General features: G+C 72.4%; 13 protein-coding genes. 4 read left to right on the forward strand and 9 right to left on the reverse strand.

Features of this window, described 5'->3' with window-relative positions:
* Window positions 1-21: 21 nt before the first annotated feature.
* Window positions 22-693 carry a hypothetical protein gene (locus AUC44_RS09130; RefSeq protein ID WP_062158341.1) on the forward strand — a complete coding sequence of 224 codons (672 nt, stop codon included), beginning with the start codon at window positions 22-24 and terminating at the stop codon, window positions 691-693.
* Here AUC44_RS09130 and AUC44_RS09135 read toward each other — a convergent pair.
* From AUC44_RS09135 to AUC44_RS09145, 3 genes are all read right to left on the reverse strand, one after another.
* Window positions 690-1,418: a hypothetical protein gene (locus AUC44_RS09135; protein WP_062158342.1), complete on the reverse strand. Its 729-nt coding sequence runs from the start codon at window positions 1,416-1,418 to the stop codon at window positions 690-692. The genes AUC44_RS09130 and AUC44_RS09135 overlap by 4 nt on opposite strands.
* A gap of 83 nt (window positions 1,419-1,501) precedes the next feature.
* The gene (gene deoD, locus AUC44_RS09140) at window positions 1,502-2,209 is read right to left on the reverse strand and encodes a purine-nucleoside phosphorylase (RefSeq protein ID WP_062158343.1); all 708 of its coding nucleotides are present in this window, start codon (window positions 2,207-2,209) and stop codon (window positions 1,502-1,504) included.
* Between the two features lie 50 nt (window positions 2,210-2,259).
* Window positions 2,260-3,447, reverse strand: a complete 1,188-nt coding sequence (locus AUC44_RS09145; RefSeq protein WP_062158344.1) for an alanyl-tRNA editing protein — start codon at window positions 3,445-3,447, stop codon at window positions 2,260-2,262.
* 149 nt (window positions 3,448-3,596) lie between these two features.
* Here AUC44_RS09145 and AUC44_RS16495 point away from each other — a divergent pair, with 149 nt between their 5' ends.
* The gene (locus AUC44_RS16495; RefSeq protein ID WP_157445260.1) at window positions 3,597-3,791 is read left to right on the forward strand and encodes a hypothetical protein; all 195 of its coding nucleotides are present in this window, start codon (window positions 3,597-3,599) and stop codon (window positions 3,789-3,791) included.
* 86 nt (window positions 3,792-3,877) lie between these two features.
* Here the strand turns inward: AUC44_RS16495 and AUC44_RS09150 are convergent, their stop codons facing one another.
* The 3 genes from AUC44_RS09150 to AUC44_RS09160 all read right to left on the reverse strand — a co-directional run bounded on the left by AUC44_RS09150 (window position 3,878) and on the right by AUC44_RS09160 (window position 7,803).
* Window positions 3,878-5,989 (reverse strand): MDR family MFS transporter, encoded by a 2,112-nt coding sequence (locus AUC44_RS09150; protein WP_062158345.1) that lies wholly within the window; start codon window positions 5,987-5,989, stop codon window positions 3,878-3,880.
* A complete protein-coding gene (locus AUC44_RS09155) occupies window positions 5,986-6,504 on the reverse strand; it encodes a MarR family winged helix-turn-helix transcriptional regulator (protein ID WP_062158346.1) in 519 nt (172 codons plus the stop codon). The genes AUC44_RS09150 and AUC44_RS09155 overlap by 4 nt, the downstream gene beginning before the upstream one ends.
* A gap of 141 nt (window positions 6,505-6,645) precedes the next feature.
* Window positions 6,646-7,803, reverse strand: a complete 1,158-nt coding sequence (locus AUC44_RS09160) for an aminotransferase class V-fold PLP-dependent enzyme (protein WP_062158347.1) — start codon at window positions 7,801-7,803, stop codon at window positions 6,646-6,648.
* Between the two features lie 124 nt (window positions 7,804-7,927).
* Between AUC44_RS09160 and AUC44_RS09165 the strand changes: the two genes are divergently transcribed.
* Both AUC44_RS09165 and AUC44_RS09170 read left to right on the forward strand, forming a co-directional pair.
* Complete coding sequence (locus tag AUC44_RS09165; protein WP_062158348.1) at window positions 7,928-8,344, forward strand: hypothetical protein; 417 nt, start codon at window positions 7,928-7,930, stop codon at window positions 8,342-8,344.
* Between the two features lie 411 nt (window positions 8,345-8,755).
* On the forward strand, window positions 8,756-10,096 hold the full coding sequence (locus AUC44_RS09170; RefSeq protein WP_062158349.1) for an FAD-dependent oxidoreductase: 1,341 nt from the start codon (window positions 8,756-8,758) through the stop codon (window positions 10,094-10,096).
* A 51-nt stretch (window positions 10,097-10,147) separates the two neighbouring features.
* Here AUC44_RS09170 and serA read toward each other — a convergent pair whose 3' ends face one another.
* From serA to AUC44_RS09185, 3 genes are all read right to left on the reverse strand, one after another.
* A complete protein-coding gene (gene serA / locus AUC44_RS09175; protein ID WP_062158350.1) occupies window positions 10,148-11,776 on the reverse strand; it encodes a phosphoglycerate dehydrogenase in 1,629 nt (542 codons plus the stop codon).
* 80 nt (window positions 11,777-11,856) lie between these two features.
* Window positions 11,857-12,369 (reverse strand): GNAT family N-acetyltransferase, encoded by a 513-nt coding sequence (locus tag AUC44_RS09180; protein WP_062158351.1) that lies wholly within the window; start codon window positions 12,367-12,369, stop codon window positions 11,857-11,859.
* Complete coding sequence (locus AUC44_RS09185) at window positions 12,366-13,430, reverse strand: ABC transporter substrate-binding protein (RefSeq protein WP_062158352.1); 1,065 nt, start codon at window positions 13,428-13,430, stop codon at window positions 12,366-12,368. The genes AUC44_RS09180 and AUC44_RS09185 overlap by 4 nt, the downstream gene beginning before the upstream one ends.

Raw genomic sequence — 13,430 nt, forward strand, 5'->3', positions numbered from 1 at the left:
CGGTCAAGGTAGGCTGAGCGCATGCGCCTCCTGCCTGCCCTGACCGTCACCGCGCTGCTGGCCCTCTGCCCGCTCGCCGCCGCGCAGACCCCCGCGAACTGCGCCCTGGCGAACGCCGTGGACAGCGGCAGCTACGCCAGCCTGACCATCGACACCTGGTCGGAGGCCGACGAGGACAACGCCGCCGGTAACTGGGCAGACTGCCGCGCCGCCGCGCTGCGCCGTAGCCTGGGCGGCAACCCGAAGCTCAGCGCCCGCATCGACGGCCTCCGCAGGCAGATGCAGCAGCTGCGCGCACTGGAGGGCCAGTTCGCCTTCATCCGCGCGGGCGGCGGCACCCTGTACTCCCACGCCATCCCCCGCTCGTTCCCGTATCTGGAAGAACAGCTCGCAGGGCTCGCCGCGCTGGCCCGCACCCCACTGGGCGCGCAGACCGGGCAGCGCTACGCCGCGCTGATCGCGCAGACCCGCAAGGATCACGCGGCGTACGTGGCGACTCTGCGCGCCTACCGACCGACCCCCGACGAGACCTACTCGTCGTACAACGCCGCCGAGTGGAAGCAGCTGGTGGACCGCTACGAGGCGCTGGGCCGCGCAGTCATGAGCACCCTGGGGACGCGGGGCGACGCCGCGACCGCCCTGGGATACGCCATGCTGACCACCACACTGTTTCCCGCCGACGGGGACTTCTAGGCCGCGACGGTCGACAGCCGCAGCAGATGGGACCAGGCGTCGCGTTCCAGGGTGAAGGCCCACGCGGCGCCGCTCAGTCTCACGCCTGTCAGGGTGACGATCCCGTCCGCCCGGGTGAACGTCAGCAGCACCTGATCAGCCCCGCAGAGGGGTGGCCGGGCGTCCCAGCCCTGCGCCGCCGCCTCTGCCTGCCAGCCGAGGAGCACGGCCTGCAGGTCGCCGACTTCGGGCACCAGCAGCAGGGGGGCGCCGCCGGAGGACTGGCGAGGCCCGCCCCACAGGGACAGGCCCGGCTGGGAAAGCGACCCCTCACCCTCCCGGGTGATCAGCGGCAGGTCGAGGTGGCGGCGCTGCGGCGTTCCCAGCCCCAACACCGTGTCGCCCAGCTCGAACCGGTCCTCGCGCACGTCGAAACCGACCGCCTCGCCGGGCTGCGCGGGCAGGCCCGCCGCGAGCAGCGCGCCGCGCACCGCCTCCCGCGCGCTGAACTGCGCGGCCGGGTCGCCGGGGACGCGCAGCCGGACGTGCCGCGCGCCGGCCAGATCACGGTAGACGCCCAGTGGGCTCACACCGGCCGGCCAGTGCACATCCCTGAGCGGAGCGGGCAGTTCACCCACCCGCCACGACACCTGGGGACGCAGCAGGTGCAGGGCCAGGCGCACGCGCACGCCCCATGGGCTCGGGGACACGGCGGCGCGCGGATACCGGAACGTCCAGCGGGGCATGCCTCACCGTACCGGCAGATGCGGCGTCAGGACAGCGAACCTGACCGGGCCGCGCGAGACGACCCGGCCGGACGGCAGGCGACTTACTCGCCCAGAGCGGCGTCGAGGGCAATCTCGATCATGGCGTTGAAGGTCAGCTGGCGTTCCTCGGCGGTGGTTTCCTCGCGGGTGACGAGGTGGTCGCTGATGGTCAGGACGGTCAGGGCCTTCACGCCGTGCTTGGCGGCCAGGGTGTACAGCCCGGCGGCTTCCATCTCGACGGCCAGCACGCCGAAGTCCGCCCAGATTTTGTACTGGTCGAAGTCGTCGTGGTAGAAGGTGTCGCTGCTCATGATGTTGCCGACGTGCGTGGCGTGGCCGCGCTCGCGGGCGATCTGGTAGGCGCGCATCAGCAGTTCGAAGTCCGCGATGGGGGCGAAGTTCTTCGCGCCGAACCGGATGTTGTTGATGTTGCTGTCGGTGCAGGCGGCCTGCGCGAGCACGATGTCGCGCACGTGCACGTCGGCTTGGTAGCTGCCGGCGGTGCCGACGCGGATCAGGTTCTTGCAGCCGTACTGGGTGATCAGTTCGCTGACGTAGATCATGGAGCTGGCGATGCCCATGCCGGTGCCCTGCACGCTGACCTTCTTGCCCTTGTAGGTGCCGGTGTAGCCGTGCATGCCGCGCACGGTGTTGTGCAGCACGGGGTCGGTCAGGAAGGTCTCGGCGATGTGCTTGGCGCGCAGCGGGTCGCCGGGGAGCAGGACGGTTTCGGCGATCTGGCCGGGTTCGGCGTTCAGGTGAATACTCATGACCCCTAAGCCTATCAAGTCCGGGCGCAGCTGTGAACGCGCCGGTGGGGTCAGGCCGGGGCGCTCAGGGTCTCGCGGACGGCCCGCAGGAAGCCGGGCACGTCGGGGGTGCTGCCCTGCGCGAGCTCCGGGCGGCCGCCCCCCTTGCCTCCACTGGCGGTGAGGGCGGCCCTCAGGAGCGTCCCCGCGTTCAGGGCCGGGTGGGCGCTGCCGATGCCCACGCGGCCAGCCCCGGTCACCGCCGCGATCACCTCGCCCACCGGGAGGTCGGTCAGGGCCGCCTGGAGGCCCGCCGGGTCCGGCAGCGTGACCACACGCAGGGTCACGTCCCCGAGCGGCTCGCTGGGCGCGGCGTCCCGCAGCGTGCGGGCGTGCGTGGCGTGCAGGGCGTCGACCTGCGCGGCCAGCGCGGTGCGTTCGGCCGTCAGGGCCTCGACCCGTTCGGGCAGGCGCTCGACCGGCACGCTGAACCCCTGCGCGAGGCGGCGGGCGTCCGCGTACACGCCGCCCAGGTACGCGCTGGCCTCCTCGCCCGCCATGAAGGTCACGCGGGTCACGCCGCCCTTGATCCGCTCGGTACGCAGGATCACGACCGGGGCGGCCATGCTGGCGCGCGGGACGTGCGTGCCGCCGCAGGCGCTCACGTCGAACGGCGTGCCGTCCGCGCGGCGGTAGATGACCAGCCGCGTGTCGCCGCGCACCTTCGACTCGCGCCGCAGCGGGTAGCGGCTCAGCTCGGCCTCGGGCACGACTGGAGTGTCCAGGGTCAGCTCGGCGCGGCCCAGCGTCTCGCGCAGCAGCGCCTCGGCGGCGCGCACGTGCGACTCGGCCGGGTCGCCGCTCAGGTCGATGGTGCACTCGGGGGCGTTCATATTCACGGCCACCACCTCGAACGCCGGGTTCACCTGCACGAACGCCTGGGCGAGCAGGTGCTCGGCGCTGTGGCGCTGCATGTGCCGCCAGCGGCGGTCGGCGTCCACGTCGCCCTGTACGGTCTGCCCGACCGGGGGGAGCGCGCCGTCCAGCGCGTGCCAGATCAGCCCGGTGGCCTTGTCGCGGCGGCTGCCGGTCACGCGGGCCTCACCTTCAGGCCAGCGCAGCGTGCCCGTGTCGGCCGCCTGCCCGCCCGCGTCCGGGTACAGGGCAGTGGCGTCCAGCGCGACCTCCTGCCCTTGCGCGTGCGTGACGGTGCCGGTGAAGGTCATCAGGGTGCTGTCGTGGTACAGGGGGCGGGTCATGCCGCCCAGGGTAGCGTCCCGTTCCCGGCCGCCGCGGGCCGCCAGCGGTGAGGGGCACTTCACGGCGCACTTAACCGCAGGGGCGGGCCCGGCCCCTACACTGGGCGCTCCAATCGGAGGCCCGTGGGCTTCCGGCCGCAGGAGGAAGCATGTCACGGTCTGGAGTACTGATGCTGGGGACGGTCGCCGCCATCGCCGCGCTGTTCGCACTGGGCAGCGCCCTGGGGTGGCCCACCCCGTCCGTGCTGGGCGGCGCGGTCGCCCTGCTGCTGCTGGGCGTGGCGCTCGCCGTGACGCGCCTGCGGCGCCGGACGCGCCGGCCCACCGAATCGTCCGGACGCTGAACCGGCACAGCAGGCAGCGCCCCGGCCTGACTGGCCGGGGCGCTGCCTGCTGCCGGGGAGGGTCGATCACCTTCCCCGGCAGGGATTCAGATTTCCACGTGGGCGGGCTGGGCGCGTTCGCCCTTGGCGCGGCGGGGAATTTCCAGGTTCGGCATCATCAGCGTGGCCAGGAAGGCCAGCGCGGCGACGACGATCGAGTAGCGGTAGATCGAGCTGATGGTGTCCGCGAAGGCGACCTTGGCGGCGCGGGCGCTGGCGAGCGTGATCTTCTCGCCGTCGTTCACGCCGCTGAGGGCCGCGCTGAGGGCCTGCTGGGTGGCCTGCTGCTCGGCCTGGGCTTCCCCCTGGTCGAGCCCCTGCTTGATGCCGGCGAGGATCTGCGCGCGGGCCTGCGGGCTGGCCAGGGCGGGCGCGGGAATCTTCGCGAGGTTGTCGCGCAGCGCCTGCGGCAGCTGGGTGTTGCCGGCCAGGGCCTGCACCTGCGCGGCGTCGCCGCTGTTCACGGCCTGCTCGACCGTGGCGTAGGTCTGCGCGAAGCCGGCCTTCACCTGGGCGGGCACGCCCCCCTCGGGGATGCCGGTCAGCTGCGTGCGGGCGTTCTCGGGCAGGGTCTTGATGAACGGGTCGTTCTTCACGGCCGCCAGGGCCTGCTGGTCGCCGGTCTGGATGGCCCTGGTGAGGTTCTCGCGCAGCGTGGCGAAGCGCGCCTGGATGTCCTCGGGTTTCTCGGGGGTGGCGCTGCGGTCGCCGCTGGTCTTGCTGTTGCCGGATTTGATGTCGTCACTGATCTTCTGGAGGGTCGTGGCGACGGTGCCCTGGTTACTGGCGGCCTGCGCGGCGAACTGCGTGGCGAGGTTGCTGCTCACCCCGGCGGTCAGGATCGCGCCGAAGATCGCGGTGCCGATGGTGCTGCCCATCTGCTGGAAGAACTGCCCGGCGCTGGTCGCCACGCCGATCTCCCAGGGCTTGACGGCCAGCTGGAGGGCGGTGGTGTACAGCGGCAGGGCGGGGCCCAGGCCCAGACCCAGCAGCACCATGCGGAACACGACGCTGCCGTAGCTGCTGTCGGCGTTCAGGGTGCTCAGCGCGAAGAAGCCCAGGCCCGCGGCGATCAGGCCGATGAGCATCAGGGGCTTGTAGCGGCCCATGCGGCTGGCGATCTGACCGCTGCCGATCGCGCCGATGATCAGGCCGACCGTGAGGGGAATGGTGGCGGTCCCGGCCTTGGTGGCGCTCACGCCCTGCACCTGTACGAGGTACAGGCTGAGGAACAGGATCGCGCCCAGGAAGCCGGCGCCGATCATGAAGCGCGCCAGGGCGCCCCAGGCGAAGGTGGGGTTCTTGAACAGGGTCAGGGGCAGGATGGGGCTCTCGTGGCGGCTCTCGACGAACAGGAACGCGATCAGGCTCACGGCGCTCAGGGCGAACAGGCCCAGGATCTGCGGGCTGCCCCAGGCGTAGTTCCCGTCGGCGCCCCAGGTGAGGGCCAGCAGCAGCGGCACGGCGAACACCAGGATCAGGAAGGCGCCCAGCCAGTCCACCTTGGCTTTCAGGCCGCTGGCGAGGCGGGGCATCTTGCTGGCGATGAACGCCAGGGCGATCAGGCCGATGGGCAGGTTCACGTAGAACACCCAGCGCCACGACACCTGGTCGGTCAGGAAGCCGCCCAGCAGTGGCCCGATGACGCTGCTCAGGCCGAACACGGCGCCGAACAGGCCCTGGTAGCGGGGCCGGTCGACGGGTTCGAAGAGGTCGGCGATGATCGCGAACGCCACAGAGCCGAGCGCGGCGGCCCCGACGCCCTGGAGGCCGCGGAACACGACGAGCTGCATCATGCCGCCGCCGAAGAGGTTGCCCAGGAAGGGTTCGCCGCTCAGGCCGCACAGGGCGCTGCCGATCAGGAAGATCACGATGCCGATCATCAGGATGGGTTTGCGGCCGTACAGGTCGGAGAGCTTGCCGTAGATGGGCACGAGCGCGGTGTTCGTCAGGAGGTAGGCGGTGGTGACCCAGGAGTACAGGCTCAGGCCGTTGAGTTCCTGCGTGATGCGCGGCAGGGCGGTGGAGACGATGGTCTGGTCCAGCGCGCTGAGGAACAGGCCCAGCAGGACGCCGAGCAGGATCAGGCGTTTGGTGGGCAGGTCGAGGGTCTTGGCGTAGTCGATACGCCCTTCGGGTTCGGCGGTGTGTGCGCTCATGGATGCTCCTGGCAGGAGTAGAGGGGTTCGATTTCGTCCAGCACGCGCTGGAGGTGGTGGGTGGCGGCCTGGACGGTGTCGAGTTGCAGGCCCTGGAAGGCGGTGACGTAGGCGCTGACGAACTCGCTGTCCATGCGGCCCACGATGTCGCGCCCGGCGTCGGTGAGGTCCACGAGTTTCTCGCGGCGGTTCTCGGGGTTCTCGGTGCGCTGCGCCAGGCCGCGCTTGACGAGCCGTTCGACGAGGTGGCTGGCGGCCGGGACGCTCAGGCGGGTGAGTTCGCTGAGCTGCGTGACGGTCATGGGCGCGCGGGCGCGCAGCTGGTGCATGGCGGTGATCTGCGAGAAGCTCAGGTCCCATTCGAGGAGTTCGTCCTGCATGCCCCGCATGACGCGGCTGCTGATCAGGCGGTGCAGGCGTTTCATGGTCTTGCCGAAGACTTCTGCGGCCTGCACGTGTTCGGGGCTCAGGGGGGGACGGTCGGGTTCGGGCGGCGGTTGTTCCGGCGGCAACATGCTTCGAAGGTTGCAACAGTCTTATTGAAAAGAAAGTGCAGCTCCCCACATCTTTTCAAGGATCGTCCATTCGGCTTACCCCGCCGGGGTGACGTCAGCGAAAAGGCCGGGCGATCCCGGCCTCCCCCTCCGTCCACCGGGTTATTTCAGGGCGTTCCACGCCGCCTGCACGGCCGCGCCCCGCTCGAAGTCCACACCCAGCGCGCTGAAGGCGTCCTCCAGGATCCCGGCAATCGCCAGCGCGTCGTAGCGGTCGGCGTAGCCCATGGTGCTCACGCGGAACACCGCGTCCTCATGCGGCGCCTGACCGGGCAGGGCGCGCTGCCCCATCGCGGCGAGCTGCGCCGCCACCTGCCGCCCGGTGATCCCAGCGGGCGGCGTGAGGACCGCCACGGCCGGGCTGGTGCGCGGCGCCCAGGCGGGGGCGCCCAGCGCGGTGCCGGCGGCGATCAGCGCGTCGGTCTTGCGGCGCTGCTCGGCCCACAGCACCTCCAGCGGCACGCTCAGCAGGCGGTCCAGGGCGGTGCTCAGGGCGTAGATCAGGTTGATGGCCGGGGTCTGCGGGGTGTTCCCGGCCTTCTGTCCGGCCAGTTCGCGGGTCATGTCCAGGTAGAAGCCGCGCTCTGGGTTCTGGATCATCCGGGCCTGCACCTCGGGGCTGAACAGCACGAAGCCCAGCCCCGGGGGCGTGGCGGTGCCCTTCTGGCTGCCGGACACGATGACGTCCACGCCCCAGGCGGCCGGACGCAGCTCGGCCACCCCGTAGGAGGTGATGCCGTCGGCGATGATGATCAGATCAGGGTTCTGCGCCTTGGCGGCCCGCGCGATGGCTTCCAGGTCGTGCAGCGCGCCGGTGCTCGTCTCGCTGTGCGTGATGAGCAGGGTGTGCGCGCCGCGCGCGGCGTCCGCGACCTCCTGCGGGTCGAGCACCTCGCCCCAGGGTTTCGCCACGAGGCTCGTGTCGTACCCGAAGCGGCGGGCCATCTCGCCCCAGCGTTCGCTGAACTTCCCGGCCTGGGCGTTCACGACCTTCGCGCCGCCGGGCGTGGTGCTCACCAGCGCGCCCTCGAAGGCGCCGGTGCCGCTGCTGGTGGTGATCACGGCGTCGTACGGGTCACCCAGCAGCCGGGTCAGCTTCTCGCGGGCCTCCATCAGCTTGGCGATCCCGGCCTGCGCGCGGTGATGCATCTGCGGCTGGGCCAGTTCGGCCAGCACGTTCGGCGCGACCTCGACCGGGCCGGGCGCGATCAGGCGTTCGCGGTTCAGGGGCGTGAAGTCCGGGCGGGCGGCATCGGTCATGCCCAGCATCTTAGGTCGCCCGCCCCGGGAACCGTGCCGCCCCTGTGCAGCCCTGCGTGAGCAGCCTCGCCAGAACGGACCCGACTGTGCGCGCACTGCAGGAGGCTCGTGCTGAAATGCAGGCATGTTCCCTGCGCTGCGGCTGGCCCTGCTGACCCTGAGCCTCGGGCCGGGCGGGACCGGCGCCGCGCAGCCCGCCAGCGTGCCCTACGGCACGCCGCCGACGCTTGCCCCGGAGACGGCGTCGGCGGCGCCACTGGCCCTCCCCGGCGGGGCCCCGGTCGCCGCCGACACCCTGATTGACCGCGCGGACCTCCTTGATCTGCTGGTGCAGGCCGACTTCCGGGCCTGCGGGCAGGACGGGCGCGCCACGCTCGTCAGCGTGACGCCCACGCAGATCGGGACGGACGATCCCCGGGCATGGCTGCTGCACCTCCTGGACCTCACCAACGCGGCCCGACGGCAGGGACAGCGCTGCGGCGACGAGCTGTTGCCCGGCGCTCCACCCCTGCGCCGGAACGAGCGGCCCAGACGCACCTGAACGACCTGATCCGGCTGAACTTCCGGGTTCACGTCAATCCGGTCACCGGCAGCGCGCCGCCGGCCATCCCGGCCTTTTGGTCGGCGAGAGCGCCACGGACGACGCCACGACCTCCGAGGACGCGCTGCACATCCTGCTGGGCACTCCCGACCACTGCCGCGTCACGAACCCTGACTGGCGTGACGTCGGGGCCGGGCAACGGAACGCCCGGCACGACGTTCACCACGTACTGGGTCCAGGACTTCGGCCGCTGAGCGCAGCGGGGAGCCAATCCACCGCCGAGCCCCGCGACCCTCCCGGCGGGCCCCCGACCGGCCGGCGTCCTGCCGGGCCATACCCCGTACCGGGTCGCCCCGCGTCCATGAAGACGACCGCTAGCCGGGAGGCGGGGCGCGCGCTTTACCCTGCGGCATGCGAATCGTGATCGTGGGCGGCGTGGCCGCCGGAATGAGCGCCGCGAGCCGCGCCCGGCGCTTCAACCCGGACGCGGAGATCGTGGTCTTCGAGCGGGGGGAACAGATCAGTTACGGCGCCTGCGGGCTGCCGTACGTGATCGGCGGTGAGGTCGAGGCGTTCGACCGGCTGATCGCGCGCACGCCCGAGCAGATGCGCGCGCGCGGCATCGGCGTGCGGCTGCGCCATGAGGTGACGGGCGTGGACGCCGGGGCCGCCACGATCACGGTGACGGACCACGCCAGCGGGCGCTCCAGCACCGAGGCCTACGACCGGCTGCTCATCGCCACCGGGGTCTCCCCCATCCGGCCCGACTGGGCGGTCACGCCCCTGGGCGGCGTGCATGTCCTGCGGGACATCCCCGACGGCGAGGCGCTGGACGCCAGCGTGCGGGGCGCGAAGCGGGCCTGCATCGTGGGCGGCGGCTACATCGGGCTGGAGCTGGCCGAGGCGCTGCGGGCGCGCGGGCTGAGCGTCGTGCTGCTGGAAAAGGGACCGGAGGTGGCGGGCCGCACGCTGGACCTGGGCTACCAGCGCCGCGTGCGCGCCGAACTGGAACGCCACGGCGTGGATGTCCGCTGCGGCGTGACCGTGCAGGGCCTCACCGGCAAGGACCGCGTGAGCGGCGTGCAGACCGACCGCGGGCTGGTGCGGGCCGATCTGGTGGTCGTGGCGGTGGGCGTGAAGCCGAACGTGGCCCTGGCGAAGGCGGCGGGCGCGCGCCTGGGCCGCACCGGCGCGGTGGCCGTGAACGCCCGGCAGGAAACCAGCGTGAGCGGCGTGTTCAGCGCCGGGGACAACACCGAGAGCGTGCACCGCGTGACGCGCCGCCGCGTGCACATCCCGCTGGGCCTGCCTGCCAACCGCATGGGCCGCATCGCCGGGGTGAACATGGCGGGCGGCGAGGCGCGCTTCCCCGGCGTGGTCGGCACCGGCATCTTCAAGACCTTCGACCTGGGCGTGGCCCGCACCGGCCTCACCCAGGCCGAGGCCGACGCGCTGGAGCTGAAGGCCGTCAGCGTGGACGTCAGCAGCACCGACCACGCCGGGTACCACCGCACCAGCCGGCCCATCCACGTCCGCCTGACCGCCGAGAAGGGCACCGGCCGCCTGCTGGGCGCGCAGCTGGTCGGCGAGAACCACCTCAGCGTCAAGCGGGTGGACGTCGTGGCGGCCCTGCTGGGCGAGCGGGCCACCGCGCAGGACCTCTTCGACGCCGACCTCGCCTACGCCCCGCCCTTCAGCGGCGTGTGGGACGTGCTGCTGGTCGCCGCCGACCGCCTGCACAGACTGGTGTGATCGCAGCGCGGCCCGCCTCCACCGGGAAGCGGGCCGCGTACGCCGTGCGGTTTACGCCCGGACGAGGTACGCGCTGTCGATGACGTCCAGCGCGCGGACCTGATCGAGCTGTTCGGCGGTCAGGGCGTCGTCGAGGGTCAGGGTGAACAGCGCCTGCCCGCCCTTCTCGGCGCGGCCCAGGGCCATCCCGGCGATGTTCACGCCCCAGCTGCCGAGCAGGGTGCTGAGCTTGGCGACCGCGCCGGGTTTGTCCTGGTTGCTGGCGATCAGGATGAAGCCTTCGGGTTCGAGTTCCACGCGGAAGTCGCGCAGGCGGGTCAGGCGGGGGTTACGGCCGAACACCGTGCCGCCCACGGTGCGGGTGCGTTCCTTCTCGCCCCGGCCGCCGCCCGTGACCTTCACGATCACCTCGGTCTGATAGTCGGGGCTGTCCTGTTCCTCGCGGATGGCGATGTTCACGCCGCGTTCCCTGGCCAGGGCGCGGGCGTTGATCATGTTGGGCGTCTCGTCGGTGATGCCCGACAGGTAGCCCACCAGGACGCTCGTGACGACCGGCGCGGGGTCGGCGGGGAACTCGCCCCGGAAGGAGACCTCCACGTCGTGCGCGCCGGGCAGGAGCTGCGCGAGGACGCGGCCCAGCTTCTCCCCGAGCTTCAGGTAGCCGCCCAGGGCCTCCAGCGTCTTGGCGTCCAGCGCGGGGGCGTTCACGGCGCCCTTGCTGACGTCGCCGTGCAGGGCGTCCAGCACCCGCGAGACGATCTCCGCGCCGACGCGTTCCTGCGCCTCGAAGGTGTTGGCGCCCAGGTGCGCGGTGATGCCCAGGTTCGGGGCGCCCAGGAAGATGTGGTCCGGCGCGGGGGGTTCGTCCACGAACACGTCCACCCCGGCGGCGAACAGGTGCCCGCTGTGCAGGGCGTCCACGAGCGCCTGCTCGTCGATGATGCCGCCGCGCGCGGCGTTCACGGCGATCGCGCCCTTCTTCAGGCGGGCGAGCTGCTCGGCGCCGATCATGCCGCGCGTCTCGTCGGTCAGGGGGGTGTGCACGGTGATGGCGTCCACCTGCGAGAGCAGCTCGTCGAGGGTGGCGGCGCGGGTGACGCCCAGCCGCTCGAACTTGCTGTCGGGCACGTAGGGGTCGAAGGCCACGACGTGCATGCGCAGCCCCTGCGCGCGGTCGGCCACGATGGAGCCGATGCGGCCCAGCCCCACGATGCCCAGGGTCTTGTCCTTGAGTTCCAGGCCCAGGTACTTGCGGTCCCACTGCCCGGCGCGGGTCTTGCTGTCGCTACGGGTCAGGCCGCGCGCGGCGGCCATCAGGTGCATGACGGCCAGCTCGGCGGCCGACACGTTGTTGCTCTCCGGGGCGTTCAGGACGAGCAGGCCGCGCAGGCTGGCGTAGTCGAGGTCGATGTTGTCCACGCCCACGCCGCCGCGCCCGATGACCTTGAGTCTGGGCCCGGCGGCGTCAATCAGTTCACGGTCGACCTTGGTGCGGCTGCGGGTGATCAGCGCGTCGTACTCGGGCAGGCGGCGCAGCGTCTCGGCGCGGTCCATGTTGCCCTGGTAGTCGATCTGGAAGCCGGGGTGGTTCAGGTCGCCGGGATTCATCTCGTCGCAGATCAGGACGCGCAGCGGGGTGGCGGCGGTCTGATCTGCCTGTGCGGGGGCGGTGGCGGTCATGTCCCGAGGGTACGCGCCCCTCGGGTGACCGGCGCTGATTTGGCTAGGGGAAGTCCGGCCGCGCGGGCACGCGGCCCGGCTCAGGGCAGGCTGCCGGCGGATCGGCCCGGCACCCAGCGCATCTGCAGGTTCAGCTCGTCGCCGCCACACGGCTGGAAGCCGGCGCGGCGGTACAGTCGCTCGGCGCGGTTGCCCCGGGCCACGTTCAGGACGACCGCCCGGCCCGCCCAGGTCTGCAGGGCGGCCAGGGCGGCGCCCCCCTGCCCGCGCCCCTGCTCGTCCGGATGCACGGCGAAATCGATCAGGGTGACGGGCTCGCCCCAGTCCACCAGCGCGTAGCCGATGACCTCGTCCCGTGCCGCCGCGCCGTCCGGGGTGAGGCGGCTCAGGAGGTAGGTGCGGTGTGCCGGGTACTGCGCGCGGTACGCCTGCTGCTGCGCGCGGTGTTGCAGGTCGTGCATCAGGCGGCGGGTGGGTTCCGGCAGGGCGTTCAGGTGGGCGCGGTGCCGCTCCGAGACCAGCCGGACGAACGGGTCGTCCGGGCCGGTCTCCTGCCAGCCGGGGGGCAGGTCAGGCGGGGGCGGCTGGCTCACGCGTGCAGGTAGGTGTGCAGCCACCCGCTGCGCAGGCCGGCCGGTTCCAGCTGCAGCAGGTTGGGTGGGGTCAGCGCCTGCGGCTTCCCGGCACCGAGCAGGGTCAGCGGCGCGCGGAGCACGCCGTGGGCGTCCACGCTCAGGGTGCCGCGCGTGCCGGTCACGGCCGCGCAGGCCAGCGCGGTGTGGACCGCACTGGGGGTCAGTGGGCCGGTCAGGGCGGCGCTGATCCAGCGGCCGGCATCGAAGCCCAGCGCCTGGACGGGGGGCAGGCTGGTCGAGACGGCAGCCAGCGCGCGCGGCACGTTCAGGTCCGGCGCGGTCAGCCCCCCGGCACTCACGCTGAACCCGGCGCGGCGCAGGGCCCCCACGGTCGCGGCGCCCGCACCACTGGCCAGCACGTGCACGTGCGCGGCCCCGGACTCCCGGATCTGGCGCGCGAGCGCGGCGTGGTCCGGCGCGGCCGGGTCGAACAGGGCGGTGCCGCTCAGGGTGCCGCGTCCGGCCTGCAGGCCGCTGGTCACCGCGAAGGGCAGGTCGTACCCGCTGTCCAGGTGCGAGATCAGCAGGTACACCCCCGCGTGCCGGGCCAGGGTGCGGGCGTGCGCCCACTCGGCTTCCCAGCTGTGCAGGGACACCGTGAGGGCCAGCGGGGCAGGCTGGTGCAGGTCCGGCCGCTGCACACCGAACTCGGCCGCCAGCACCGGGGTGGGGCGTTCGAGCAGCGCGGGCTGCGCCGCGCGGGTCAGGCCGTCTCCCAGCAGCACCAGCAGGTCCGGGCTGTCGCGCAGCGCGGTGCGGGCCGCCTCGGCCGCCGCGCGGGGTGCCGGGCCGGTCCGGACGGTGCTCAGGGTGACGTGGCCGTCCAGACTGCCGGTCAGGCCGGTCATGAACGTCTCGGCCAGGGCCGGGTAGGGACTGCGGCGGGGCAGCACCACCGCGATGCGGGCGGCGCGGCGCGGCGTGACCTGCGCGGCGGCGGCAGGCAGGGCGGCGCCGCTGAGGGCGGCGAGGGCCTTGAGAAGGCGGCGGCGGGTGGTCTGAGATTCAGTCTTGGTCAT

This window comes from Deinococcus actinosclerus, from assembly GCF_001507665.1.
Lineage (GTDB): Bacteria > Deinococcota > Deinococci > Deinococcales > Deinococcaceae > Deinococcus > Deinococcus actinosclerus.

Excerpts from the sequence above, each read along its gene's own strand:
- AUC44_RS09185 (WP_062158352.1), bottom strand. The coding sequence starts at position 13,430 with ATGACCAAGACTGAATCTCAGACCACCCGCCGCCGCCTTCTCAAGGCC.
- AUC44_RS09155 (WP_062158346.1), bottom strand. The coding sequence starts at position 6,504 with ATGTTGCCGCCGGAACAACCGCCGCCCGAACCCGACCGTCCCCCCCTG.
- AUC44_RS09135 (WP_062158342.1), bottom strand. The coding sequence starts at position 1,418 with ATGCCCCGCTGGACGTTCCGGTATCCGCGCGCCGCCGTGTCCCCGAGC.
- serA (WP_062158350.1), bottom strand. The coding sequence starts at position 11,776 with ATGACCGCCACCGCCCCCGCACAGGCAGATCAGACCGCCGCCACCCCG.
- AUC44_RS16495 (WP_157445260.1), top strand. The coding sequence starts at position 3,597 with ATGTCACGGTCTGGAGTACTGATGCTGGGGACGGTCGCCGCCATCGCC.
- AUC44_RS09130 (WP_062158341.1), top strand. The coding sequence starts at position 22 with ATGCGCCTCCTGCCTGCCCTGACCGTCACCGCGCTGCTGGCCCTCTGC.
- deoD (WP_062158343.1), bottom strand. The coding sequence starts at position 2,209 with ATGAGTATTCACCTGAACGCCGAACCCGGCCAGATCGCCGAAACCGTC.
- AUC44_RS09145 (WP_062158344.1), bottom strand. The coding sequence starts at position 3,447 with ATGACCCGCCCCCTGTACCACGACAGCACCCTGATGACCTTCACCGGC.
- AUC44_RS09170 (WP_062158349.1), top strand. The coding sequence starts at position 8,756 with ATGCGAATCGTGATCGTGGGCGGCGTGGCCGCCGGAATGAGCGCCGCG.
- AUC44_RS09150 (WP_062158345.1), bottom strand. The coding sequence starts at position 5,989 with ATGAGCGCACACACCGCCGAACCCGAAGGGCGTATCGACTACGCCAAG.
- AUC44_RS09165 (WP_062158348.1), top strand. The coding sequence starts at position 7,928 with ATGTTCCCTGCGCTGCGGCTGGCCCTGCTGACCCTGAGCCTCGGGCCG.
- AUC44_RS09160 (WP_062158347.1), bottom strand. The coding sequence starts at position 7,803 with ATGACCGATGCCGCCCGCCCGGACTTCACGCCCCTGAACCGCGAACGC.